23 protein-coding genes are annotated in these 24,566 nt (G+C 72.2%); 13 read left to right on the forward strand and 10 right to left on the reverse strand.

Annotated features, from left to right (window positions below; all coding sequences use genetic code 11):
• Window positions 1–3: 3 nt before the first annotated feature.
• The 5 genes from O3X23_RS06865 to O3X23_RS06885 are packed head-to-tail and all read right to left on the reverse strand — an operon-like array spanning window position 4 to window position 5,266.
• Window positions 4–897 carry a glycosyltransferase family 2 protein gene (locus O3X23_RS06865; protein ID WP_269270261.1) on the reverse strand — a complete coding sequence of 298 codons (894 nt, stop codon included), beginning with the start codon at window positions 895–897 and terminating at the stop codon, window positions 4–6.
• Entirely contained in the window at window positions 894–1,673 is a 780-nt protein-coding gene (locus O3X23_RS06870) for a CDP-alcohol phosphatidyltransferase family protein (protein WP_269270263.1), read from the reverse strand. Before O3X23_RS06870 ends, O3X23_RS06865 begins: the two co-directional genes overlap by 4 nt.
• Window positions 1,651–2,712, reverse strand: coding sequence for an iron-containing alcohol dehydrogenase family protein (locus O3X23_RS06875; protein ID WP_269270265.1), 1,062 nt, complete (start codon window positions 2,710–2,712; stop codon window positions 1,651–1,653). Before O3X23_RS06875 ends, O3X23_RS06870 begins: the two co-directional genes overlap by 23 nt.
• Window positions 2,700–3,458, reverse strand: coding sequence for a phosphocholine cytidylyltransferase family protein (locus O3X23_RS06880; protein ID WP_269270266.1), 759 nt, complete (start codon window positions 3,456–3,458; stop codon window positions 2,700–2,702). Before O3X23_RS06880 ends, O3X23_RS06875 begins: the two co-directional genes overlap by 13 nt.
• Window positions 3,455–5,266, reverse strand: coding sequence for a DUF5941 domain-containing protein (locus tag O3X23_RS06885; RefSeq protein WP_269270380.1), 1,812 nt, complete (start codon window positions 5,264–5,266; stop codon window positions 3,455–3,457). Before O3X23_RS06885 ends, O3X23_RS06880 begins: the two co-directional genes overlap by 4 nt.
• Window positions 5,267–5,747: 481 nt before the next feature.
• Here O3X23_RS06885 and idi point away from each other — a divergent pair, with 481 nt between their 5' ends.
• Window positions 5,748–6,356: an isopentenyl-diphosphate Delta-isomerase gene (idi, locus tag O3X23_RS06890; protein ID WP_269270268.1), complete on the forward strand. Its 609-nt coding sequence runs from the start codon at window positions 5,748–5,750 to the stop codon at window positions 6,354–6,356.
• A gap of 95 nt (window positions 6,357–6,451) precedes the next feature.
• Here the strand turns inward: idi and O3X23_RS06895 are convergent, their stop codons facing one another.
• A complete protein-coding gene (locus O3X23_RS06895; protein ID WP_269270270.1) occupies window positions 6,452–7,009 on the reverse strand; it encodes an ATP-binding protein in 558 nt (185 codons plus the stop codon).
• Between the two features lie 411 nt (window positions 7,010–7,420).
• Here O3X23_RS06895 and O3X23_RS06900 point away from each other — a divergent pair, with 411 nt between their 5' ends.
• A complete protein-coding gene (locus O3X23_RS06900; RefSeq protein WP_269270272.1) occupies window positions 7,421–8,203 on the forward strand; it encodes an enoyl-CoA hydratase/isomerase family protein in 783 nt (260 codons plus the stop codon).
• 10 nt (window positions 8,204–8,213) lie between these two features.
• On the opposite strand, the gene O3X23_RS06905 is transcribed toward O3X23_RS06900, so the two are convergent.
• The gene (locus tag O3X23_RS06905; RefSeq protein ID WP_269270274.1) at window positions 8,214–8,900 is read right to left on the reverse strand and encodes a pyridoxamine 5'-phosphate oxidase family protein; all 687 of its coding nucleotides are present in this window, start codon (window positions 8,898–8,900) and stop codon (window positions 8,214–8,216) included.
• Between the two features lie 178 nt (window positions 8,901–9,078).
• On the opposite strand from O3X23_RS06905, the gene O3X23_RS06910 reads away from it, so the two are divergent.
• Both O3X23_RS06910 and O3X23_RS06915 read left to right on the forward strand, forming a co-directional pair.
• On the forward strand, window positions 9,079–9,948 hold the full coding sequence (locus O3X23_RS06910) for an SCO6745 family protein (protein ID WP_269270276.1): 870 nt from the start codon (window positions 9,079–9,081) through the stop codon (window positions 9,946–9,948).
• 128 nt (window positions 9,949–10,076) lie between these two features.
• Window positions 10,077–11,189: a winged helix DNA-binding domain-containing protein gene (locus tag O3X23_RS06915; RefSeq protein WP_269270277.1), complete on the forward strand. Its 1,113-nt coding sequence runs from the start codon at window positions 10,077–10,079 to the stop codon at window positions 11,187–11,189.
• A gap of 34 nt (window positions 11,190–11,223) precedes the next feature.
• Here the strand turns inward: O3X23_RS06915 and O3X23_RS06920 are convergent, their stop codons facing one another.
• Together O3X23_RS06920 and O3X23_RS06925 are read right to left on the reverse strand one after the other, a co-directional pair.
• The gene (locus tag O3X23_RS06920; RefSeq protein ID WP_269270279.1) at window positions 11,224–12,117 is read right to left on the reverse strand and encodes a DMT family transporter; all 894 of its coding nucleotides are present in this window, start codon (window positions 12,115–12,117) and stop codon (window positions 11,224–11,226) included.
• Between the two features lie 324 nt (window positions 12,118–12,441).
• Window positions 12,442–14,079 carry an ABC-F family ATP-binding cassette domain-containing protein gene (locus tag O3X23_RS06925; protein ID WP_269270281.1) on the reverse strand — a complete coding sequence of 546 codons (1,638 nt, stop codon included), beginning with the start codon at window positions 14,077–14,079 and terminating at the stop codon, window positions 12,442–12,444.
• A 17-nt stretch (window positions 14,080–14,096) separates the two neighbouring features.
• Between O3X23_RS06925 and ddaH the strand changes: the two genes are divergently transcribed.
• From ddaH to O3X23_RS06970, 9 genes are all read left to right on the forward strand, one after another.
• Window positions 14,097–14,879, forward strand: coding sequence for a dimethylargininase (ddaH, locus tag O3X23_RS06930; RefSeq protein ID WP_269270283.1), 783 nt, complete (start codon window positions 14,097–14,099; stop codon window positions 14,877–14,879).
• A 108-nt stretch (window positions 14,880–14,987) separates the two neighbouring features.
• The gene (locus tag O3X23_RS06935) at window positions 14,988–15,956 is read left to right on the forward strand and encodes an acyl-ACP desaturase (protein WP_269270285.1); all 969 of its coding nucleotides are present in this window, start codon (window positions 14,988–14,990) and stop codon (window positions 15,954–15,956) included.
• A 215-nt stretch (window positions 15,957–16,171) separates the two neighbouring features.
• A complete protein-coding gene (locus tag O3X23_RS06940; protein WP_269270287.1) occupies window positions 16,172–17,053 on the forward strand; it encodes a TIGR03084 family metal-binding protein in 882 nt (293 codons plus the stop codon).
• A complete protein-coding gene (locus O3X23_RS06945) occupies window positions 17,050–18,639 on the forward strand; it encodes an acyl-CoA carboxylase subunit beta (protein WP_269270288.1) in 1,590 nt (529 codons plus the stop codon). The genes O3X23_RS06940 and O3X23_RS06945 overlap by 4 nt, the downstream gene beginning before the upstream one ends.
• A 35-nt stretch (window positions 18,640–18,674) precedes the next feature.
• The gene (locus tag O3X23_RS06950) at window positions 18,675–20,594 is read left to right on the forward strand and encodes an acetyl/propionyl/methylcrotonyl-CoA carboxylase subunit alpha (protein ID WP_269270289.1); all 1,920 of its coding nucleotides are present in this window, start codon (window positions 18,675–18,677) and stop codon (window positions 20,592–20,594) included.
• On the forward strand, window positions 20,591–21,775 hold the full coding sequence (locus tag O3X23_RS06955) for an acyl-CoA dehydrogenase family protein (protein WP_269270290.1): 1,185 nt from the start codon (window positions 20,591–20,593) through the stop codon (window positions 21,773–21,775). Before O3X23_RS06950 ends, O3X23_RS06955 begins: the two co-directional genes overlap by 4 nt.
• A 120-nt stretch (window positions 21,776–21,895) precedes the next feature.
• The gene (locus O3X23_RS06960) at window positions 21,896–22,633 is read left to right on the forward strand and encodes an enoyl-CoA hydratase family protein (RefSeq protein WP_269270292.1); all 738 of its coding nucleotides are present in this window, start codon (window positions 21,896–21,898) and stop codon (window positions 22,631–22,633) included.
• Entirely contained in the window at window positions 22,621–23,253 is a 633-nt protein-coding gene (locus O3X23_RS06965; RefSeq protein WP_269270293.1) for a TetR/AcrR family transcriptional regulator, read from the forward strand. Before O3X23_RS06960 ends, O3X23_RS06965 begins: the two co-directional genes overlap by 13 nt.
• 126 nt (window positions 23,254–23,379) lie before the next feature.
• Window positions 23,380–23,769, forward strand: coding sequence for an MmcQ/YjbR family DNA-binding protein (locus tag O3X23_RS06970; RefSeq protein WP_250978483.1), 390 nt, complete (start codon window positions 23,380–23,382; stop codon window positions 23,767–23,769).
• On the opposite strand, the gene O3X23_RS06975 is transcribed toward O3X23_RS06970, so the two are convergent.
• On the reverse strand, window positions 23,738–24,541 hold the full coding sequence (locus O3X23_RS06975) for an N-formylglutamate amidohydrolase (RefSeq protein WP_269270295.1): 804 nt from the start codon (window positions 24,539–24,541) through the stop codon (window positions 23,738–23,740). The two genes, O3X23_RS06970 and O3X23_RS06975, sit on opposite strands and share 32 nt — an antisense overlap.
• Window positions 24,542–24,566 lie beyond the last annotated feature (25 nt).

Genomic DNA, 24,566 nt, shown 5'->3' on the forward strand with positions numbered 1-24,566 from the left:
TTGTCAGATGATCGGGGGTCGGCCCAGTCGGGTCAGCCGCCATACCGTGCGCCACTTCATGGGGCGCCGGGGGCCGCAAGGCGTCGCCCAGCCCTCGCGGAAGCCGCCGAACCAGGCCCGCAGGGCGGGACCGGAAGGGCGTCTGGCCAGCGTCAGCAGGATCCAGGTGCCCAGGTAGGCGGGGACCAGGGGCCAGGGCAGGTTCCGGCGCGCCAGCCACACCCGGTTGCGGGCCACCATCCGGTGGTAGACCGCGTGCCGGCCCGGGGCGGTGAGCGGGTGGTGCAGGACCATGTCCGACCGGTAGTCGATCATCCAGCCGGCGTCCAACGCCCGCCAGGCCAGGTCCGTCTCCTCGTGCGCGTAGAAGAACTCGTCCGGCAGCCCGCCGACCTGCGCCAGCACCGTGGTGCGGACCGCGCTGGCGCCGCCCAGGAAGGTGGTCACCCGCGAGGAGCGCATCGGATCCGACGCCCGCAGCCGCGGCACGTGGCGGCGCTGGGTGGTGCCGCTCTCCGGGTCCGCGATCCGGAAGCTGACGATGCCCAGCTCCGGGTCGGCCGTGAACGCCTGGCGCAGCAGTTCCCCGGTGTCGGTGCCGGGCAGCAGCCCGTCGTCGTCGAGGAACAGCACCACGTCGACGTCGGAGCCGTTCGGGCCGAAGAGTTCGACGCCGACGTTGCGCCCGCCGGGGATGCCCAGGTTCTCGGGCAGCTCCACGGTGCGCAGCCGCGGCGCGGACCCGTCCAGTTCGGGCAGCGGGGATCCGTTGCCGACCAGCGCGACCTCGATCGGCGGGCCGTCCTGCTTGGCGACGGAGTCCAGCAGGTCGCGCAGTTCCGCGGGCCGGTTGCCCATGGTGATGATCACCGCGCCGAGCTTCAGCGGCGTACTCACTTGAGCCTGCTCGAGGCCAGGATGCTGACCAGGTGCAGCAGCGACTGCAGCAGCGCGATGCCGGCGAGGACGGCGACGCCCAGACGCGAGAAGAACAGGTCGCCCCTGGCCTGGTCCAGGATCGCCAGTACCAGGATCAGCAGTGACGCCTCGATGCCGAGGACGAGCCGGTGGAACTTCAGCGCCGCGGCGGCCCTGCGGGCCAGCGCCATCCCGGACGAACGCGGCTCGGAGGCCGCCTCCTTGACCGGCGGCAGCCCGTGCTGGTGACGGGCCACGCCGACGAGGTCGGTCTCCGCCTTGATCATCACGGCCCCGAGGGCGGCCAGCGTGCCGAGGAAGGCCCACAGCCAGTCGATCCGCCCGGAGCCCCACAGGTCGGCGGCGCGCAGGCCGAAGCCGACCAGTACGGCGGCGTCGCACAGATAGGCGGCGACACGGTCCAGGTAGACCCCGCCCAGCGAGTACTGCTTCTTCCAGCGGGCGAGCTCTCCGTCGACGCAGTCGAACAGCAGGTAGAGCTGGACCATCACCACACCGAGCACGGCACCGGTGATCCCCGGCACCAGCAGAGCCGGCGCGGCGAGGACCGCGGCGACGGTCATCACGTACGTCACCTGGTTGGGCGTGACCCGTGTGTTCACCAGGTGCCGGTCGATGCGCAGCGAGAGCTCCCGCATGTAGAGCCGGCCGGCCCAGTGCTCGCCGCTCCGCCGGTCCTTCACCCCCGGGGGGTGAACGACCGGGCGGAGTTCAGCTACGGATGGCTTTTGCATAGTCGGCGTATGCGTCCTTGATCTCGTCTGCGGACAGGTCGAGGTGTTCCAGGATCGTGTAGCGCCCGGGGCGGGTCTGCGGTGCGTACTCCACCGCCTTGACGAACTCCTCGTCGGAGAAGCCGATCTCGCCGGGCGTGACGGGCAGCCCGTGACGTCGCAGCACCTCGGCGATCAGGCCGGCCTCGTCGTGCGACCCGCGCAGGTACATGGCGAAGGCGGCGCCCAGGCCGCACTGCTCGCCGTGCGCGGCGGCGCGCTTGGGGTACAGCAGGTCGAAGGCGTGGCTGATCTCGTGGCAGGCGCCGGACGACGGGCGGGTGTCCCCGCTGATCGACATGGCGATGCCGGAGAGCACCAGGCCCTCGGCGAGCGTGGTGAGGAACGCGTCGTCCCCCACCCCGCCCGGGTGCCGCAGTACCGACTCACCGGCGGAGCGGGCCATGGCGGCGGCGAGACCGTCTATGGGCTCACCGGTCTCGCGGTGCGACAGCTCCCAGTCCGCGATGGCGGAGATGTTGGAGATCGCGTCGCCGATGCCGGAGCGCACGTAGCGCACCGGCGCCTCCCGGATCACGTCCAGATCGATCACCAGCGCTATCGGGGTCGGCACCCCGTAGGAGCCGCGCCCGTTGTCGTTGTCCAGCGTGGACACCGGCGAGCAGATCCCGTCGTGCGACAGGTTCGTCGCGACGGCGACCATCGGCAGCCCGACCCGGGCCGCCGCGTACTTGGCGACGTCGATGATCTTGCCGCCGCCGAGGCCGACGACCGCGTCGTACCGCTTGCCGCGCATGGCGTCGGCGAGCTTGACGGCGGCGTCGATGGTGCCGCCGGCGACCGGGTACCAGTCGGCGCCGGGCAGTTCGGGTGCCAGCCGGTCGCGCAGCTTGAGGCCGGAGCCGCCGCTGATCGCGATGGCGAGCTTGCCCGAGCTGGAGATCCGCTGGTCGGCCAGGAGGCCGGCCAGATCGGCGAGCGCGCCGCCGTTGATGTCGACGACGACCGGCGAGGGGATCAGCCGGGTCAGTACTGGCACGCGATCCCCCGTGCCTTCTTCAGGTCGTCGTGGTTGTCGATCTCGACCCAGGCCACGTCGCCGATCGGCGCGGTGTCGATGGTGAAGCCGCGGTTGACGAGCTCCTGGTAGCCGTCCTCGTAGTAGAGGTCGGGGTCCTTCTCGAAGGTCGTCTTCAGCGCGTCGGCCAGGTCGGCGGCGGCCGACGACTCGATCAGCGTCACGCCGATGTACTCGCCGGTCGCGGTGGCCGGGTCCATCAGCTTGGTGATGCGCTGAACCCCCCGTGAAGGCACGGACGGGTCGGTGATGACCTTCATCTCCTCGTCGGCGAGCTTCTTCACCGTGTCGAGGGCGAGGATGATCCGCCGGTCCTGGCCGCGGGCGGCGAGCAGGGTCTTCTCGACGGAGACCGGGTGCACGGTGTCGCCGTTGGCGAGGATCACACCCTCCGTGAGGATGTCCCGGGCGCACCACAGGGAGTAGGCGTTGTTCCAGATCTCCGCCTTGTCGTTCTCGACGAGGTGCAGCTTGACGCCGTACTTCTTCTCCAGGGCTGCCTTGCGCTCGACGACCGCTTCGCCGCGGTAGCCGATCACGATCGCCGCGTCGGTGAGACCGACCTCGGCGAAGTTGCCCAGCGTCAGGTCCAGGACGGTGGTGGTGCCCGCGCCCTCCGGGTCCACCGGCACCAGAGCCTTGGGCAGGGTGTCGGTGTAGGGACGCAGACGCCGTCCGGCGCCGGCTGCCAGCACGAGGCCGATCATGCGGGTTCTCCTGATTCGTCGTGTACAGCGGGTGCGGCTGACGACACCCAGAAACGGATGCTCTCGGTGAGCACCACGAGTGTCAGCGCCCCGGCGATGACCGTCAGCGTGACGGTAAAACCTGTGTGGTGCGCGAGGGCGGCCGCCACGGTGATCGCCAGCGCCCTGCCCTCGTGTCCGCCGATCGCGCGTACCAGGGCCCTCGGCGGCGCCCCGGTGCCGCCGCGGATGCGGTACACCGTGTCGTAGTGATGGTAGGCGACGGCGGCCACCAGGCCGAAAGCGGCGGGCAATGCGCCGTTCACGTCCGAGACGGCGGCCAGCGCGAGGATCGTGGTGTATTCGCCCGCCCGGAAGAACGGCGGGACCAGCCAGTCCAGCGCGCCCTTCAGCGGTCGGGCGACGGCCAGACCCGAGGTGAGGACGTATACGGCGGCGGCCAGTACCGGCCACCAGCTGCCCCACGGTGCCAGCGCGGCGGTCGCCACCAGCGCGGCGGAGCCGAGCAGGGCCACGGCGGGCGCGGTGAACGACGGCAGCCGGCGGGCCAGCGGTCCGGTCGCGCGGGCGACGGCTTCGGCGAGCGGACCGCTGTCGGCCAGCTCGGCGAGCGCCTGGGCGGCCCGGTCGGTGCGGGTGGCCTTGCGAGTGAGGGAACGCAGCACCCGGCCCGCGGTGGTGTAGCAGGCGGCGAGCGCGCAGCCGATGATCAGCACGGTCAGGGTGGTGCGCGGCGTGGTGACGGCGGTGAGCACCGCGATCATGGCCCAGCGCTCTCCGATCGGCAGCACGATCATCCGGCGCACCCAGACCGTCCAGCCGACGCTGTCGAGCTTGTCCGACAGGGCGGCGGTCGGGCTGGTGTTGGCCGTCGCGTCGTGGTTGGCCTCGGTGAACGAGAAGTCGACGACGTGCCGGCAGGTCTGCAGCACCATCGCGCCGAGCGCCAGCGCCCACACGTCGTCACCGCCGCGGGCCGCACCGAGGGCGAGGCCGGCGTAGTACGCGTACTCCTTGGCCCGGTCGAAGGTGGCATCCAGCCAGGCGCCGAGCGTCGAGTACTGCAGTGAGTAACGGGCGAGCTGCCCGTCAGCGCAGTCCAGGACGAACGAGGCGACCAGCAGGACGCCGGCGGCGACGAAGCCGGGCCGGGTGCCGGTGGCCGCGCAGCCGGCCGCGATCAGTGCGACGAGCAGGGACGCGGTGGTGACCTGGTTCGGGGTCAGTCCACGGCGGGCGCACCAGCGCGCGAGGTAGCGGGAGTAAGGACTGATGCAGTAGGTGGTGAAGAAGCCGTCGCGGGCCTTGACGGCGTTGCGCAGCCGGACCTTCTCCCCGTCGACCGCGGCGACGGCCGCGGCCGCTTCGGCGCGGTCGGCGTCCGAGGCGGGGACGGCCGCCACCAGGACTCCGAGTTCAGGACGGTGCGGGGCCACGCCCTCGGCCTCGATGGCGGTGGCGAGGTCGTCGGGCAGGCGGCCCGCGTCCGGCCCGGCGGCGAGCGCCCTGGCCAGCGCGGGACGCGCAGCGGCCTGGACGGCGAGCGCGCCGGGAACGGCGGAGGCGTCGAAGCGGGGGTCCGTGAGTGCCAGCCGCAGCGCGTGCGGGTGGCCGATGAAGCGCCGGTCGACGATCGCCAGCCGCTCGGCGGCGGGCACCGCGGCGACGCGTGCCGCGAGACTTCCGGCCGCCGCTTCGGACGCGCTGGTGGCGTCGTGCTCGTCGACCACGTCGAATCCGAGCGACCTCAGGTCGCCCTCGAGCGGCGACGCCGGAGCCGGCGGGCCGGTGAGGATGGCGGTCGGCAGAGGAACTCACTCCCTGGACATGTGGGGATGCCGGCGAGGATGGCGGTCGGCGGGCCGGTGTGGACGGCGGTCGGCAGAGGCTATCGGATCCGCGGAAGCGGCCGTTCACCACCCGTTTGCTTGCTCGTGCGCTCGCCGGGGGCCGTCCCGCCATGCGAACGCGTGATCATCATGGTCGATTCGCGCCCCAGCAACAAACAGCGGCCGGACGGCGGGCGCCCGCCGCCGTCCGAAGGATGCGACACCGATGGTCACCAGCCTCATCACCGCAGGTCACCGGGTATGACATCGATATCTTGTAGCGCCTCGTGCACCATGCGTCACCATGTGTCGCGTTCCGCATCACGGGCAACTGCCCGGCGATGACCGCTCGGTTGTGCCATCGACCCCGTCCGGGTGACTCCGGGCGCGCGGTGCAACCACTTCGGTATGCGGCGCGTGAGGCAGACTGAGGACTTGTCGTCGAATGCGAAGGATGGACATGCCAACCAGTCCCGCCACCGGCCGGCCCGGCACCCCCGCGACGGATCCCTCCAGCAACGGAGTCGCGGAACCGATCATGCTGGAGCTGGTCGACGAGGCCGGTGTGACGATCGGCACCGCCGAGAAGCTGTCCGCGCACCTGGCCCCCGGCCGGCTGCACCGGGCCTTCTCCGTCTTCCTCTTCGACGACGAGGGCCGGCTGCTGCTCCAGCGCCGGGCCATGGGCAAGTACCACTCCCCCGGCGTCTGGTCGAACACCTGCTGCGGGCACCCGTACCCGGCCGAGCCGCCGTTCGTGGCCGCCGCCCGCCGCACCGCCGAGGAGCTGGGAACGGCTCCCGCGCTGCTGCGCGAGGCCGGCACCGTCCGCTACACCCACCCGGACCCGGAGTCCGGGCTGGTCGAGCAGGAGTTCAACCACCTCTTCGTCGGCCTCGTACGGGCGCAGCTGCGGCCCGATCCCGAGGAGATCGGCGAGACCGCGTTCGTGACGCCGCCCGAGCTGGAGGAGATCCGCGAGCGCGGCCCGTTCTCCGCCTGGTTCGGAACGGTGTGGGACGCGTCACTGCCCGCGATCCGCGAGCTGACCGGTGACGCCGGCTGGTAGGAGCGCGCCGGGTTCGCCGGGGCGACCCGGCGGGAACGGTGTGGGCGGCGTCGGCGCACCGGCGCCGCGTCGGCGGCAGCGTTGGCGGACGGGCTCTACAGACCGGCGATCGGCAGCGGCAGGAGCGACCAGATCACCTTGCCGCCGGTCTCGGTGTGCGTCACGTCGCACATCCCGCCGGCTTCCGTCGTGATGGCCTTGACCAGCAGCAGACCGCGACCGCCGGTGTCGGCGTACTCCGCCTCCAGCGCCTTGGGACGGTACGGGTGGTTGTCCTCGACGCCGAGCCGGATCCAGTCGGGCCCCACCGCGATCTCGATGGTGATCTGCGGCGACAGCAGCGCCGCGTGCCGGACGGAGTTGGTCACCAGCTCCGACACGATCAACAGGATGCCCGCCATCAGGTCGTCGCCGACGGGCATCTTCCGATCGGTGATCAGGTCCCGGACGGCGTGCCGCACCTCGGGTACCGAGGAGTCCACCGCCGGTGCGGTGAAGCGCCACGCCCCGGCGTACGGCGGGGGCGGCGGAAACGGAGCGTCCGGCCCGCCCGAGGCCCCGAGCCCACCCGGGGCGGCCGGATCGACCAGCGCCTCGGCCGTTGCCGGATCGGGCGGGACGCTCCCGCAGACCTCCATGACGGCATGCACCATCGCCTTCGTGTGACGTATCCCCGCAGTTCCCTCCGCTACCCGCTGCCGGGCCGCCGATGGGATCCGCCTCACGATCGAGTCTCCGGAATGAGGACAGTTCACCGGGCAGGTGCGCGCAAGTCTGCGCCTTTCGTCGCATCATGATCGTCGACGACCTGATATGTCACCCGTGCGACCGATTCCGATCGTTTGATTCCTGCTTCATGGAATGTTCCCCTGCCGGGCCGTCCGACTGACCCGCCGTCGTCGCGTGCGCCGCGCTTCCTGAGTGCGGCCACGGCCGCCTCCCCGCTTCGACAGATGTCCCCTATATGCGTTCTGCCCCTGTTTCGTCGCGGATAGGATCCGATGATCGGCCACCGGCGCACGCCGCGCGCGATGTCCTGGAACATACGGAAGGGGACCCCGGAGATGCCCGAGCCCGGCCCACAGCCCGGACTGCTGCTGGACACCGCCGACGGCACCGCCACGGTGACGATCAGCAATCCGGCGAAGCGGAACGCCATGACCACGGACATGTGGGAGTCGCTCCCCGGCCTGCTGGACGGACTCGCCGCCGATCCGGCCGTGCGGGTCCTGGTGCTCACCGGGGCGAACGGCACATTCTGCGCCGGCGCGGACATCTCGGGGCTGCGGGATGCCGGCAGCGGCTCCGCCAGGACGCAGGACGCGGCGGTCAGGGCCGAGGAGGCGCTGGCCGCCTTCCCGAAGCCGACGCTCGCGGCCGTACGCGGCTTCTGCGTGGGCGGCGGCTGCCAGCTCGCCGCCGCCTGCGACCTGCGGTTCGCGGCCGAGGGGGCGCGCTTCGGCGTCACCCCGGCCCGGCTGGGCATCGTCTACGCCTCCTCGTCCACCCGGCGGCTGGTGGAGCTGGTCGGGCCCGCCACCGCCAAGTACCTGCTGTTCTCGGCCGAACTGATCGACCATGAGCGGGCCCTGCGGACCGGGCTCGTCGACGAGGTCCTCCCCGACGAGCAACTCGACAAGCGGGTCGCGGAGTTCACCGCCGTCCTGGCCGCGCGCTCGCAACTCACCCAGGCCGCGGCGAAGGAGTTCGCGACCCCCGGCCTGGACCCGTCGCGGATCGGCCACTGGGAGCGGCAGGCGCGCGAGAGCGGGGACACTGCCGAGGGCGTCGCCGCCTTCCTGGAGGGCCGGCCGGCCCGGTTCGACTGGTCGCCGACCACCGGCTGAGGCCGGCCGGTCAGCCCGCCGGCGTACCCGCCCGCTCCGCGACGTGCGGCGGGAGCGGCACACCGGTCCGCAGGGCCGGGTCCGGCTCGGGCTCGCCCCAGGTGTGCAGCAGGGGCAGCACCCCGGCCCATACGGGCAACTCCCCGTCGGGGCCGTCGGCGTCGTCGGTGTGACCGGTGCTGGTCTTCACCGACGCCTCGTCGATCCCGAGGGCGAGCAGTGTGGTGGCGGCGAGTTCCTTGCGGGACGGGCCGCGCGCGTAGTCCCACCGGCCGGGCGCGGCCTGCTCGGACAGGACGCGCAGCCCGTGCAGCTTCTCCTCGGGATCGGCGACCACGCGCGGCACGCCGAGCACCATCGCGCTGCGGTAGTTGACGCTGTGCTCGAAGACCGACCGGGCCAGCACCAGACCGTCGATGTGGGTGACGGTGACACAGACAGGAGCCCCGGGCGACTGCACGAGGCTGCGGCTCGCGGCCGAGCCGTGCAGATAGAGGGTGTCGGCGGCGGCGTCGAACCCGTAGACCGTCGGGACCGCGAGCGGCGAGCCGTCCACCACCACCGCGAGGTGGCAGACGAAGCCGGCACCCAGTACCGCGTCGAGGTCGTCGCGGGACACGCTGCCCTGCTCCCGCAGCCGCCGATGCCGGGTCCGATCGGTGACCGGAAGCGTACGCGCGGGGATGTCGGTGGACATGGAGGGCCTCCGTAGGAACGTGCGGCGGATGCGTCGATACTATCGATCTCGGCGCTTCCGTGGTTCGCCGTCAACGAATTCATCTATTCAATCTTCCCTTTACAACGCTTTCCGTCGCAGTGGCCGGAACGCGCGCTCACCTCTCGGCAACATGCTGACCGGTCGGTAACCTGGTTGTATGACTACTACCGCCTCGGACCCCCGCGCGTCGCGCCGCTGTCAGAACACTCTCAACCCGCTGCACTCCAGCACGTACTTCTCGCCGGAGTTCGGCACCGAACTCGCGCGGCTCGGCCTCGAGCCCGGCAGCATGACGTACTTCGCGGGCCGGGCGGCGCCGCTGGGAGCGGTCGGAGCCGGTACCGTCACCGCCACCTTCTACAACTTCAACCACGACCTGGTCGCCCGGCACATCCCGCGCGCCTGGACGATCGCCACCCCCGAGGCCGTCATCGACGCGCGGCTGCGCTCCGTCGACACCGCGCTCACCCGGCTGCTCGGCGCGGAGGCCGTCGCCTCGCCCGAGATGGCGGAGGCTGCCGCCCTGGCGCTGCGCGCCACCGAAGCCTGCGAACGGGCCGCCCGCCCGCTCTACGCCGCCAACGCCGACCTGGCGGTGCCCACGGCGCCGCACCTCGCGCTCTGGCACGCCGCCACGCTGCTGCGCGAGCACCGGGGCGACGGACACCTCGCCGCGCTGGTCGCGGCCCAGCTCGACGGCCTGGAGGCCCTGGTCACCCACACCGCCACCGGCAAGGGCTTCACCCCGCGCTTCGTCCAGGCCAGCAGGGGCTGGACGGCCGAGCAGTGGACCGCCGCCCAGGACCGGCTGCGCGAGCGCGGGCTGCTGGACGCCGCGGGCGAGCTCACGGACGCGGGCGTCGCGCTGCGGCGCGAGGTCGAAGCCGTCACCGACCGCGTCGACCGGGCCCCGTACGAGCACCTCGGCGCCACCGGCGTGGACCGCCTCACCGAACTGGCCGGATCCTTCACCCAGACCGCCCTGGCGTCCGGCGCCTTCCCGCTGGAGCACTTCGGCAAGGGCTGAGAGCCGAGACAGGTGCTGCGCCCCGGATCGCGCGGTCGTGCGGTCGTGCAGGTCGTGCGGTCGTGGGACTCTCGCGGCACGTAGGCGGCACGTAGGCGGCACGTAGGCGCTACGGGCAGGATGGGCCCATGCCGGAATTGACGCCCGCCCACGTTCGGTCATGGCGCGTCCACGCCCAGGGGCTGGCCGGCGTGCCGGACCGCGTCGGGGTCGCCGACGCGGCACGCGCGGCCGGAGCGCTGCAGGCGCAGGACGCCAAGGCCTGCCGGTTGCAGGTGCGCGCCAGGACCTCGGGGCGCACCGCCGAGGACGTCGACGCCGCGTGCGGCGCCGGTGACCGGTCGCTGGTCCGCACGTGGCTGATGCGCGGCACCCTGCACGCCGTCCCCGCGGCGGACGTGCGCTGGATGACGTCGCTGCTGGGCCCGCGAGCGGCCGCCGCCCAGCGCGGCCGGCGGCTGCGGCTCGGCCTGGACGAGGAGACCTGCGCCCGCGCGCTTCCCGCGCTGGAGAAGGTACTGGCCGGACGTCCGCCGATGCTCCGCGACGACCTCGTGCACCGGCTCGGCGAGCTCGGCGTCACCCTGGATCCGCGCAGCCAGGCGCCGGCCCATCTGATGCTGTACGCGGCGGCTGCGGGCCTGGTGTGCCGGGGGCCCGAGGCCGACGGCGACAAGTCGACTTATGTGCTGTGCGAAGAGTGGCTCGACGGGGTCGTGGGACCGGACCTGTCCGGGACCGAGGCACTGGCCGCGCTCGCTGAGCGGTATGTGTCCGCCTACGGGCCCGCGACCGAGAAGGACTTCGCCAAGTGGTCCGGCCTGCCCCTGGGCCAGGCCCGCAGCGGCATCCGGTCGGCCGGGGAGAAACTGACGGAGATCGCGGGACCGGACGGCCCGCTGTGGGTGCTGTCCGGCACCGATACGCCGCCGCCGGCACCGTCGGTCCGGCTGATCGGGCATTTCGACCCGTACCTGCTCGGCTATCAGGACCGGGACCTGCTGCTGGACCCGTCCTTCGCCCGTCTCGTCGCGACCGGCGGCGGCATCATTTCCCCGTGCCTGCTGGTGGACGGTGAGGTCGTCGGCACCTGGCGGCACGAGCGCGGTCCCGGTGGCCGACTGACCGTCCGCGTCGAGCCCTTCCGGGCGCTGGGCGACGCCGCCGTGTACGGCATCGGGGCCGAGGTCGCCGACCTGGGCCGTTTCCTCGGAGCCGAGGCCGACTGGGAGTGGGCCTGAGGGCCATGGCGGGGCGGTGGGCGCCGACCGGCACTCAGTTCGCACTCGTCGTGGATTCCCGCTCCGGCTGGGCGCCGGACTGGGCGCACGGCATCGCGGGGTGCCGGCCGAGCAGTACCACCCCCACCGTGATCGCCGCGAGCCCAGCCACCTCCCAGGCCAGCGCGCCGGGCGTCACCCGCAACCGGTCCCCGAGGAAGCCGATGCCGCAGGCGATCCCCGCCAGCGGCTGCGCGGCTGTCAGCGCCGGCAGTGACATCCGCAGGGGAGCGGTCTCGAAGGCGCTCTGTACGAGGACGAGCCCGGTGAGCCCGATCGCCGCAACCACGTACGGCTCCCAGTGCACCGCCAGTATCTGGACGCCGCCCTCATGGGCCAGCTCACTGCAGGTCCGCGTCAGCGCGTCCTGCAGCCCGTAGAGCAGGCCGGCCGCCAGCGCCAACAGCGTCGCCTCGGGAGACGACGGCAGCCGTTTGGCACAGGCCACCAGCAGCAGCGCGAGGCCGACGACGATCCCCAGCACCAGCCAGTGCCGCAGCGCTCCCGCCTCCGCACCGCCCCCCATCGGCTGTCCGGCGACGATGAACGCCGTCACGCCGAGGGCCAGCAGCGCGACGCCCGCCCAGCCGCTGCGGCCCAGCGGCTGCCCCGACAGCCATCGGGACAGCGCCAGGGCGAACAGCAGGTTCGTCGCGAGGAGCGGTTCGACGAGGGAGACCTCGCCGCGCGCCAGGGCCAGCGCCCCGAGGACCTGGCCGCCGATCATGAGCGCCATGCCCAGCAGCCACTGAGGCATCTTGATCAGGTCGAGGAGGAGGCGGAAGGAGAGGAAGTCGGCGAGCGGGGCACGCTGCGCCGCGCGCTGCTGCAGTACGAAACCCAGTCCGAGGCAACAGGCGGCACCGACTCCGAGCAGGAACACGGCCACGCGGCCACCTTAGCTCCCGTGACGCGCGACCGGCCGCCCCGTCGATCCAAGGGGATCCGCAGGGATCCAGGGCAGACCCAGGTGGAGCAAACGGACCCGGACAGGCCCCCACAGCCTGCCCAGGTCCGTGTCCGGGGTGTCCCCACGTCGACCGTCGCGGGCCAGGCGACCGGCCTCCCGGTCCGAGGGATCCTGATCGGTCAGGGCTTGGACGCGGGCCGGGGCATTCCGGTTCCGCACCCGTGCGATGTCTGCCCCGTCCTTCCCCCGTCCTGCCCCCCGCCGGTTCCGCGCCCGTTGCGGGGCGGCGGCCGCCGGCCCGGGTCAGGCCTCCGTGACCCGGCCGTCCGCGACCTCGATGCGCCGGGTGGTGCTCACCGCGTCCAGCATCCGCCGGTCGTGCGTGACCAGCAGCAGCGTGCCGTTGTACGAGGAGAGCGCCGACTCCAGCTGCTCGAGCGCGGGCAGGTCCAGGTGGTTGGTCGGCTCGTCGAGGACCAGCAGGTTGACGCCGCGGGCCTGGAGCAGGGCCAGCGCGGCCCGCGTCCGCTCCCCCGGTGAGAGCGTCGCCGCCGGGCGCAGCACGTGGGCGGCCTTCAGGCCGAACTTGGCGAGCAGCGTCCGCACGTCGGCGGGCTCCAGGTCGGGGACGGACGCCGCGAACGCGTCCATCAGCGGCTCTTCGCCGAAGAACAGTCCGCGGGCCTGGTCCACCTCGCCCACGACGACTCCCGGGCCGAGCGCGGCGTTGCCGGCGTCCAGCGGAAGCCGGCCCAGGAGCGCGGCGAGCAGCGTGGACTTGCCGGAGCCGTTGGCGCCGGTGATCGCGACCCGGTCCGCCCAGTCGATCTGCAGGTCCACCGGGCCGAACGTGAAGTCACCGCGGCGGACCTCGGCGCCGCGCAGCGTCGCCACCACGGCCCCGGAGCGGGGCGCCGCGGCGATCTCCATCTTGAGCTCCCACTCCTTGCGGGGCTCGTCGACGACGTCGAGACGTTCGATCATGCGCTGGGTCTGGCGGGCCTTGGCGGCCTGCTTCTCGGACGCCTCGCTGCGGAACTTGCGGCCGATCTTGTCGTTGTCCGTCGCCTTGCGGCGGGCGTTCTTGACGCCCTGGTCCATCCACGAGCGCTGCATCTGGCCTCGTGCTTCGAGGGAGGACTTCTTGTCGGCGAACTCGTCGTACTCCTCACGGGCGTGCCGGCGGGCGACCTCCCGCTCCTCCAGGTACGCCTCGTAGCCACCGCCGTAGGTGTTCACCTGCTGCTGGGCGAGGTCGAGTTCGACGACCTTGGTGACGGTGCGGGCGAGGAACTCGCGGTCGTGGCTGACGACGACGGTGCCGGCGCGCAGCCCCTTGACGAACTTCTCCAGCCGGTCGAGGCCGTCCAGGTCCAGGTCGTTGGTGGGCTCGTCGAGCAGGAACACGTCGTAGCGGCTGAGCAGCAGCGAGGCGAGCCCCGCACGTGCGGCCTGGCCGCCGGAGAGCGAGGTCATCTGCTGGTCGAGGCCGATGGACAGCCCGAGCGAGGCCGCGACCTCCTCGGAGCGCTCCTCCAGGTCCGCGCCGCCGAGGTCGAGCCAGCGCTCCAGCCCGGTGGAATACGCGTCGTCCGCACCGGGCGCCTCGTCGACCAGCGCCTGCGTGGCGGCGTCGAGCGCGCTCTGCGCGGCGGCAACGCCGGTTCGGCGGGCGAGGAAGTCCCGTACGGTCTCCCCTGCACGCCGGTCGGGCTCCTGCGGGAGGTGGCCGACGGCGGCGCTGGGCGGGCTCAGTCGCAGCACCCCCTGCTCGGGGGTGTCGAGCCCGGCGAGCAGCCGCAGCAGCGTCGACTTGCCGGCGCCGTTGGCACCGACCAGGCCGATGACATCGCCGGGGGCGACGACGAGTTCGAGGCCGGAGAACAGGACTCGGTCCCCATGTCCTGCGGCAAGATCCTTGGCAACAAGAGTGGCACTCATCAGGGAGCAGATCCTATATGCCCAGCAAGAAGGCGATCGTCCGCCGTCCCAGTCCGCGCCTGGCCGAGGGCCTGGTCACGCACATCGCCCGCTCGCCGGTCGACCCGGCCCTGGCGCTGCGGCAGTGGGAGCGCTACACCGCCGTCCTCGCGGAGCACGGCTGGGAGACGGTCGAGGCCGCTCCGGCGGACGACTGCCCGGACGGGGTGTTCGTCGAGGACGCCATGGTCGTCTTCCGGAACGTGGCGCTGATCTCACGTCCCGGCGCCCTGTCGCGGCGGCCCGAGACGGCCGGCGCCGAGGAGGCCGCGGTCGCCCTCGGCTGCTCGGTGAACCGGGTCCGGGAGCCCGGGACGCTGGACGGCGGCGACGTACTGAAGGTCGGGGACACCCTGTACGTCGGCCTGGGCGGGCGCACCAACGCGGAGGGCGTACGGCAGCTGCGCGCGGTCTTCGAGCCGCTGGGCGCGCGGGTGGTCGCCGTTCCCGTGGCGAAGGTGCTGCACCTGAAATCGGCGGTGACGGCACTGCCGGACGGAACGGTCATCGGTTACCCGCCACTGGTCGACGATCCGGCCGTCTTTACGCACTTCCGACCGGTACCGGAGGAGGCTGGGTCACACGTGGTGCTCCTTGGCGGAGACGTGCTGCTCATGGCCGCCGGCGCTCCCCGGAGCGCGGAGCTGCTGAGCGGCCTGGGATACCGGCCGGTTCTGGTCGACATCAGCGAATTCGAGAAGTTGGAAGGCTGCGTCACGTGCTTGTCCGTACGGCTGCGGGACCTGTCCGAGCAGTCGTAGTTGCCCCATACACCCAGCAGGGCGTCGGTTGCCTTTTCGGCGACTCATAACCTACGGTTGCGTAACTTACGTCCCCGTAGGTGCCTTGCCAGCCGTCAGGAGCCACCAGTGACCATCACCGAACCCCACCGTCCCGGATCGGACACATGGAGTGACGCGCGGCTGCTGTACGCCCTGGAAGAAGTGGTCGAGACCGAGCTCAACCGGCACCTGTCCGTAGCCAAGGAATGGATGCCCCACGACTACGTGCCGTGGAGCGACGGCCGCAACTTCGACGGGATCATGGGCGGCGAGGCGTGGGCGCCGGAGCAGTCCAAGGTCACCGAGATCGGCCGGATCGCCCTCGTGGTGAACCTGCTCACCGAGGACAACCTCCCCAGTTACCACCACGAGATCGCCTCGCTCTTCGGCCGCGACGGCGCCTGGGGCACCTGGGTGCACCGCTGGACGGCCGAAGAGGGCCGGCACGGCATCGTCATGCGTGACTACCTGCTGACCAGCCGCGCCGTGGACCCGGTCGAGCTGGAGCGCTTCCGCATGGTGCACATGTCGGAGGGGTTCGAGTCCGACAACCGGCACAGCATGCTGCACTCGGTGGCGTACGTGGCCTTCCAGGAGCTGGCCACCCGCGTCTCGCACCGCAACACCGGCCACCAGTCGGGGGACCCGGTCTGTGACCGGATGCTGGCCAGGATCGCGACCGACGAGAACCTGCACATGGTCTTCTACCGCAACCTGCTGGCGGCGGCGCTGCAGCTCGCCCCCGACCTGACGATGCAGGCCATCCGCGATGTCGTCGTGCAGTTCCGGATGCCCGGCCACGGCATGCCCGGCTTCGAGCGGGCGGCGGCCCGCATGGCCATCGGCGGGATCTACAACCTGCGCATCCACCATGACGACGTGCTGCAGCCGGTGCTGCGCCACCTCAAGGTCCTGGAGGTCAGCGGCCTGAACCCGGAGGGGCTGCAGGCACAGGAAGAGCTGGGCCTGTTCATGGGCGGCCTGAACGGCCAGGCCACGAAGTTCGACGAGCGCAAGGCGGCGCTGGAAGCCCGCCGGGCGGCACGCGCCTCCTGAGGCCTGTCGTGGCACGCGCCTTCTGAGACCTGCCGGCACACGAAAGTCTGGCCGGGACACGAGAACCGCCCATCGCTACCGCGCATCAGCGCGGCAGAGGTGGGCGGTTCTCGTGTCCCGGGCCAAAAATCATGCATGCACGCTTGATTGTTCTTGGCGGCACTGCCACCCTCTGACACACAACGTTGCTGACCGGGTGTCAACAAGGGGTGGTCATGGCCGATCCACAGTCCGTGCTCGTCGACCTGCGGGCCGAGAGCGAAGACCTCGACCGGCTGGTGGCGCCGCTCCCGGCGGACGGCTGGGCGGCGCCCACCCCCGCCGAGGGCTGGACGATCGCGCACCAGATCGCCCATCTCGCCTGGACCGACGGCGTCGCCCTGATCTCGGTGACCGACCCCGACGCGTTCGCCCGCGAGACCGAACGGGCCGCCGCGACCTTCGAGACGTTCGTCGACGACGAGGCCCGCAAGGGCGCGTCGCTGCCGCCGGCCGAGCTGCTGGACCGCTGGCGCACCGGACGCCAGGCCCTGCTCGACGCCCTGGCCGCCCAGCCGCCCGGCACCCGTTTTCCCTGGTACGGGCCCCCGATGAGCGCAGCCTCGATGGCCACCGGGCGCCTGATGGAGACCTGGGCGCACGGCCAGGACGTGGCCGACGGCCTGGGCACAGGGCGCGAGCCGACCGGCCGGCTGCGGCATGTGGCCCGCATCGGCGTGCGGGCCCGCGACTACGCGTACTTCGTACGGGGGCTCAAGCCGCCCGCCGAGGAGTTCCGGGTCGAGCTGACGGCCCCTGACGGCGAGCTGTGGACGTACGGCCCGGAGGACGCCGCACAGCGGGTGACCGGCCCGATGATCGACTTCTGCCTGCTGGCCACCCAGCGCAGGCACCGCGACGACCTCGCCGTATGCGCCGAGGGCGAGGACGCGGACCGCTGGCTGGAGATCGCCCAGGCCTTCGCCGGACCGGCCGGCCCCGGCCGCGCGCCGCAGTCGCCCACCGGACCGGCCCGCACGCCGCAGTCACCGGGTCGTACGCCCCTGTCCCCGGGTCGTACGCCGCTGTCCCCGGAAGAGCGCGGAGCCGGCGCATGACACTCCTGGACACCACCGACGAGACGTACACGGCGAACCGCGCGACCATGCTCGCCCGGCTCGCGGAGGTCGACGCCGCGCACACCACCGCGATCGACGGCGGCGGGGCGAAGTACGTGGAGCGCCACCGCAAGCGCGGCAAGCTGCTCGCCCGCGAGCGCGTCGAGCTGCTGCTCGACCCGGACACCCCGTTCCTCGAGCTCTCCCCGCTCGCCGCCTGGGGCAGCGACTACCCGGTGGGCGCCTCGCTGGTCACCGGCATCGGCGTCGTCGAAGGCGTCGAGTGCCTGATCACCGCGAGTGACCCGACCGTGCGCGGCGGCGCCAGCAACCCGTGGACGCTGAAGAAGGCGCTGCGCGCCAACGAGATCGCCTTCGCCAACCGGTTGCCGGTGATCAGCCTCGTCGAGTCCGGGGGTGCCGATCTCCCCAGCCAGAAGGAGATCTTCATACCCGGTGGCGCGCTGTTCCGGGACCTGACGCGGCTGTCGGCCGCGGGCATCCCCACCATCGCCGTCGTCTTCGGCAACTCGACCGCGGGCGGCGCGTACATCCCCGGCATGTCCGACCACGTGATCATGGTCAAGGACCGGTCGAAGGTCTTCCTGGGCGGACCGCCGCTGGTCAAGATGGCGACGGGTGAGGAGAGCGACGACGAGTCCCTGGGCGGCGCCGACATGCACGCCCGGGTCTCCGGCCTCGCCGACCACTACGCCCTCGACGAGCCCGACGCCCTGCGCACCGCGCGCCGCGTCGTCGCCCGGCTCAACTGGCGCAAGCGGGGCCCCGCCCCGCGGGCCGTCGTCGAACCGCCGCTGCACGACGAGGACGAACTGCTCGGTATCGTCCCCGGCGACCTGCGGACGCCCTTCGACCCGCGCGAGGTGATCACCCGCGTCGTCGACGGCTCGCGGTTCGACGAGTTCAAGCCGCTGTACGGGCCGAGCCTGGCCACCGGCTGGGCCGAGGTGCACGGCTATCCCGTCGGGATCCTCGCCAACGCGCAGGGCGTGCTGTTCAGCGCCGAGTCGCAGAAGGCCGCGCAGTTCATCCAGCTCGCCAACCAGCGGGACATCCCGCTGCTCTTCCTGCACAACACCACCGGCTACATGGTCGGCAAGGAGTACGAGCAGGCCGGGATCATCAAGCACGGCGCCATGATGATCAACGCGGTCGCCAACTCCAAGGTCCCGCACCTGTCGGTCCTGATGGGCGCGAGCTACGGCGCCGGCCACTACGGCATGTGCGGCCGCGCCTTCGACCCGCGCTTCCTCTTCGCCTGGCCGAGTGCCAAGTCCGCGGTGATGGGGCCCGCCCAGCTCGCCGGGGTGCTCTCGATCGTCGCCCGGCAGTCGGCGGCGGCGAAGGGCATGCCGTACGACGACGAGGCGGACGCCGCGCTGCGCGCCATGGTCGAGCAGCAGATCGAGTCCGAGTCACTGCCGATGTTCCTGTCGGGACGGCTCTACGACGACGGCGTCATCGACCCGCGCGACACGCGGACCGTACTCGGCCTGTGCCTGTCAGCCGTGCACGGCGCTCCCGTCGAGGGCGCGCGCGGCGGCTTCGGCGTCTTCCGGATGTGACGGCAGTGACGATTCTTCCGGAGGTGAGGGCAGTGATGATCGAGTCCGTTCTGGTGGCCAATCGCGGCGAGATCGCCCGGCGGGTCTTCCGTACCTGCCGCGACCTGGGGATCGCCACGGTCGCGGTGTACTCCGACGCGGACGCCGGGGCCCCGCACGTGCGGGAGGCCGACAGCGCCGTGCGCCTGCCGGGGAACGCTCCCGCCGACACGTATCTGCGCGGCGATCTGATCGTCGCGGCCGCCAAGGCGGCGGGAGCGGACGCCGTCCACCCCGGATACGGCTTCCTCTCCGAGAACGCCGGCTTCGCGCGCGCCGTGCTCGACGCCGGGCTGGTCTGGATCGGCCCGTCCCCCGACGTGATCGAGGCGATGGGGTCCAAGACACGCGCCAAGAGCATCATGGCGGCCGCCTCCGTACCGGTCCTGACCGGTCTGCGGCCCGAAGCGATCGGCCCGGACGACCTTCCGGTACTGGTGAAGGCGGCGGCCGGCGGCGGCGGGCGCGGCATGCGGATCGTGCGGGATCTCGCCCTGCTGGACGAGGAGCTGGCCGCGGCCCGCGCCGAGGCGGCCTCGGCCTTCGGCGACGGAGAGGTCTTCGTCGAACCGTTCGTGGAGACGGGCCGGCACATCGAGGTGCAGGTGCTCGCCGACACCCACGGAACGGTGTGGACGCTCGGCGAACGCGACTGCTCGGTCCAGCGGCGGCACCAGAAGGTGATCGAGGAGACCCCGGCGCCCGGCATCGACGACGCGCTGCGCCGGACGCTGCACGACGCCGCCGCCGCGGCGGCCCGCGCGATCGGCTACACGGGCGCCGGCACCGTCGAGTTCCTGGTGGCGCCCGGCGGCCGTCCGTTCTTCCTGGAGGTCAACACACGCCTCCAGGTCGAACACCCGGTCACCGAATGTGTGACCGGACTCGACCTCGTGCGGCTTCAGCTGAGCATCGCCGAGGGAGCCGCGCTGCCGGCGGAACCGCCCGCGCCGCACGGCCACGCGATCGAGGCCCGGCTGTACGCGGAGGACCCGGCGCGCGGCTGGCAGCCGCAGTCCGGAGTGCTGCACCGCATGGAACTGCCCGAGCTCCCCGGGCTGCGGCTCGACTCCGGGGTGGAGAGCGGCGACACCATCGGCGTGCACTACGACCCGATGCTGGCCAAGGTCATCGCCTGGGCCGACACCCGGGACGAGGCCGTGCGGCTGCTCGCCCGCGCCCTGGAACGCGCCCGGCTGCACGGCCCGGTCACCAACCGGGAGCTGCTGGTACGCGTGCTGCGGCACCCGGAGTTCGCGGCGGGACGGCACTCCACCGCGTTCCTGGAACAGCACAGCTCGGTCCTGGGCGGGGACGGCGCGGACACCGCCGCCGTACGGCTGGCGGCGCTCGCCGCCGCACTGTCCGACGCGTCGGGCCGCTCCGCCTTCGGCGGCTGGAGAAACGTCTCTTCCCAGCCGCAGACCAAGAGCTACGCAACGGTGCCCGGCGCCGAACCGTACGAGGTCCGCTACCGCCTCACCCGCTCCGGCCTGGACACCCCCGACCATCCGGGAGTGCGGCTGCTGCACGCGGAACGCGGGCACGTCGCCCTGGAGTCGGACGGGGTACGCCGTGCGTTCGACGTGGCGGTCTACGGCGACCGGGTCCATGTCGACTGCGGGCTCGGCGCGTTCGCCTTCACCGCCCTGCCGCGCTTCCCCGTGCCCGAGAGCGGGACCGAACCGGGATCGCTGCTGGCTCCCATGCCCGGCACCGTCATCCGGATCGGTGAATTCTCCGTCGGCGACCACGTCGAAGCGGGCCGCCCGCTGCTGTGGCTCGAGGCGATGAAGATGGAGCACCGGATCACCGCTCCCGCCTCGGGAACGCTCACCGCACTGAACGCCGAGGTCGGCCGCCAGGTCGACGTCGGCGCCGTACTCGCCGTCGTCAAGGAGGAAGCACGCCCATGACCACCACCCAAGGCACCTTCGACAGCGCACTTCTGGAAAGCGACGAGCGGCGCGCCCTGCGTGCCGCCGTCGGGGATCTCGGCCGCCGCTACGGCCGCGAGTACTTCACCGCTGCCGTCCGCGCGGGCAAGCACACCGACGAGCTGTGGCGGGAGGCCGGCGCGCTCGGCTATCTCGGGGTGAACCTCCCGGAGGAGTACGGCGGAGGAGGCTGCGGCATGGCCGAACTCTCCATAGTGCTCGAGGAGTTGGGCGCCGCCGGCTGCCCACTGCTGCTGCTCATCGTCTCCCCCGCCATCTGCGGCACCGTCATCGCCCGCTTCGGCACCGAGGAGCAGAAGCGCCGCTGGCTGCCGGGGCTGTCGGACGGGTCGCTGCGGATGGCCTTCGGCATCACCGAGCCCGAGGCCGGCTCCAACTCGCACCGCATCACCACCACCGCCCGGCGCGACGGGGACGACTGGCTGCTGACCGGGCGCAAGGTCTTCATCTCGGGTGTGGACATCGCGGACGCCACCCTCATCGTCGGCCGCACCGAGGACGCGCGCACCGGCAAGCTCAAACCGTGCCTGTTCATCGTCGACCGGGAGACACCGGGGTTCGAGTACCGGCAGATCGAGATGGAGCTGGGCGCCCCCGAGAAGCAGTTCCAGCTCTTCCTCGACGATGTGCGGCTGCCGGCCGACGCCCTGGTCGGCGACGAGGACGCCGGTCTGCTGCAACTGTTCGCCGGCCTCAACCCCGAGCGGATCATGACGGCCGCGTTCTCGCTGGGCATGGGCCGGTTCGCCCTGGACAAGGCCGTCGAGTACGCCCGCACCCGCCAGGTGTGGCAGTCCCCCATCGGCGCCCACCAGGCGATAGCCCACCCCCTCGCGGTCGCCCACATCGAGCTGGAGCTCGCCCGGCTGATGATGCAGAAGGCCGCCTACCTCTACGACGCGGGCGACGACATGGGGGCGGGCGAGGCCGCCAACATGGCGAAGTACGCCGCCGCCGAGGCCGGGGCCAAGGCCGTCGACCAGGCCGTGCACACCCTCGGCGGCAACGGGCTCACCACCGAGTACGGGCTGGCCGCCCTGCTCACCGCCTCCCGGGTGGGCCGGATCGCCCCGGTCAGCCGTGAGATGATCCTCAACTTCGTCTCGCACCACACCCTGGGCCTGCCCAAGTCATACTGATATCCACCCATTCAGGGTGGTCTCGGCGGCCCCACCCCGCCGAGTCGTCCGAGCCCCCTGCGTCACCCCGATCCCACCGAGCCCGCCTCGGCTCGCCGATCCGCCTGGAGGAGACCGACCGTGTCCGACACGCCCTTCGTACGCCGCGACCACCAGCGCGGCATCGCCGTGCTCACCCTGGACTCGCCGCACAACCGCAACGCCCTGTCGGCCCGCCTGGTCGGCGAGCTGCGCGAAGGACTGGACGACGCGGTCAAGGACGCCGGCGTCCGCGCGATCCTGCTCACCCACAGCGGGAACACGTTCTGCGCCGGCGCCGACCTCAAGGATCCGGCCGCCGGCGGGCCGCTGGGCCTGGCGGAGCTGCTGCGGAGCATCGTCGACTCGCCCAAGCCCGTGGTCGCGCACGTCACCGGGCACGCACGGGCCGGCGGCCTCGGGCTGCTCGCGGCGTGCGACATCTCGGTGGCCGGCGCCGGAGCGAGCTTCGCCTTCACCGAGGCGCGGCTCGGCCTGGCACCGGCCGTCATCTCGCTCTCCGTCCTGCCCCGCACCGACGCGCGGGCCGCCGCCCGCTACTACCTGACGGGCGAGGTCTTCGACGCGGCCGAGGCCGTCCGGATCGGCCTGGTGAGCGCCACCGCGGACGCGCTGGACAGCATCCTGGACGGCCTGCGGGCCGCCTCCCCGCAGGGGCTGGCCGAGTCCAAACGGCTCACCACCGCCGAGGTGCTGCGCACCTTCGACCGGGACACCGCGGCCCTGGCCGAACAGTCCGCCCGCCTCTTCGCCTCGCCCGAAGCGGCGGAGGGGATACGGTCCTTCGTCGAGCGCCGAGACCCGTCATGGGCGATGTGACCACCCGGACCCCCAAACAGGACCGCAGCCGCGCCACCCGGCGGCGTCTGCTGGAGGCGGCCGTCTCCTGCCTGGCGGAACGCGGCTGGAGCGGCAGCACCGTCGCCGTCGTCTCCGAACGCGCCGGACTGACCCGGGGCGCGGCGCAGCACCACTTCCCGACCCGGGAGGACCTCTTCACCGCCGCGATCGAGCATGTCGCGGAGGAGTGGATGAACGCCGTCCGGGAGCGGGCCCGCGCCCTGCCCCGCGACGGAGCGTCCCGTACCCGCGCCGCCGTCGACATGCTCGTCGACGTCTACACCGGCCCGCTGTTCCGCGCCGCGCTCCACCTGTGGGTGGCGGCCGCGGACGAGGAGCAGCTGCGGCCCCGGGTCAACGCCCTGGAGGCCCGTATAGGGCGCGAGGCGCACCGGCTCGCGGTGGAGTTCCTGGACGCCGACGAATCCGTCGAGGGCGTCCGCGAGACCGTCCAGGCCACCTTGGACATGGCCCGCGGCCTGGGCCTGGCCAACCTGCTCAGCGACGACTCGGCGCGCCGGACGGGCATCGTCCGGCAGTGGTCCCGCATCCTGGACAGCGTCATCCACGCCCGTCCGGAGCACCCGCCGGGGTCGTGACGCCGACGTACCGGCCCCGGCGGGTGATCACGGGCATGGACGTGCACGGCAGGCGGGCTGTCTGACCCCGGCCCTACCATCGATCACAGACAGCCACCGGTCCGCCGCCGAGCCCCTGGAGTCGACATGCCCCGCCGCGCGCACGATCCGCTCGCCGTCCGCGGGAAGGTCCGCGAGTTCGCCCTGCGGCTGCCGGAGGCGGTCGAGGAGTTCCCCTGGGGCGAATCGGTCATCAAGGTCAACAAGAAGGTCTTCGTCTTCCTCGGCGTCGAGGACGGCAGCTATCCGCCGGCCATCACCGTGAAGCTCAAGGACGAGGACGTGCACGCCCACGCGATGACCGCTCCCGGCGCCGAACCGGCCGGCTACGGCCTGGGCAAGGCGGGCTGGGTCCGGATCCCGCTCGACGAGGGCGTCCCGTCCGCGGAGCTGTTGTCGGACTGGACGGAGGAGAGCTATCGCGTGATCGCCCCCAAGCGGCTCGTCAAGGAGCTGGACGGGCCACCGGCCCCGTGACGGCGTCGACGAGCGCCGTGAGCGCTCCCGCCACCACCTCCAGGCCGTCGGTGGGCGCTCCGCCCGGCTCGGTCATATAGACGTCCCGGCGGATCTCGATCATGAGCGCGGACACCACGGTGGTGCGGGCGTAGTGCTTCAGCGGGACGTAACAGCCCGCGAACGGGGTGTTGAGGCCCAGCTCCCCGCAGTTCTCGAAGGCCTTGCGGGCGGCGTCGAGCAGCCAGGGCGGCGTGTGGTGCTCGTCCGTGCCCAGGCAGATGGCGGGACGGGCGCCGGCCGCGTGCAGTTCGTAGGGCAGCGGCCGGGACGGGTACGAGTGCACGTCGATGATGACGGCGCGGCCGGTGGCGGCGAGGCGGCCGTCGATCAGCTGGGTGAAGGCGGCCGCGTAGGGGTCGAAGTGCTCGGCGAGCAGCTCCCGTTCGTGGCCGGGGTTCTCGTCGCGCAGCCGCCCGCGCTGCGAGGTACCGGTGTAGACCGCGCCCATGCCCACGGCCCGCATCTCCTCCCGCTCGTCGGGGAAGCGCTCGGGGTCGACGACGAGGCGCGAGAGCAGATTGGCGTGCGTCCAGGGTGTGACGGCGGCGGCGTCCGCCGCCCGGCCGGCGATGAGGTCGGTATGGGCGTCCGTCATGTGGTCCAGTTCCCGCGACAGCTGGGTGTCGTCCAGCAGAACGCTCCCCCGTGCGGCGGGAGTCAGCGTCCGTGAACTGTGCGGGACGTGGAGGACGACGGGGGATCGGCCGGCACCGGATCTCTGCTCATACATCGGTCCGGTATATCCCAGCGGATCT

The sequence above is a fragment of the Streptomyces sp. H39-S7 genome, from assembly GCF_027158205.1.
In the GTDB taxonomy this organism is placed as follows: domain Bacteria; phylum Actinomycetota; class Actinomycetes; order Streptomycetales; family Streptomycetaceae; genus Actinacidiphila.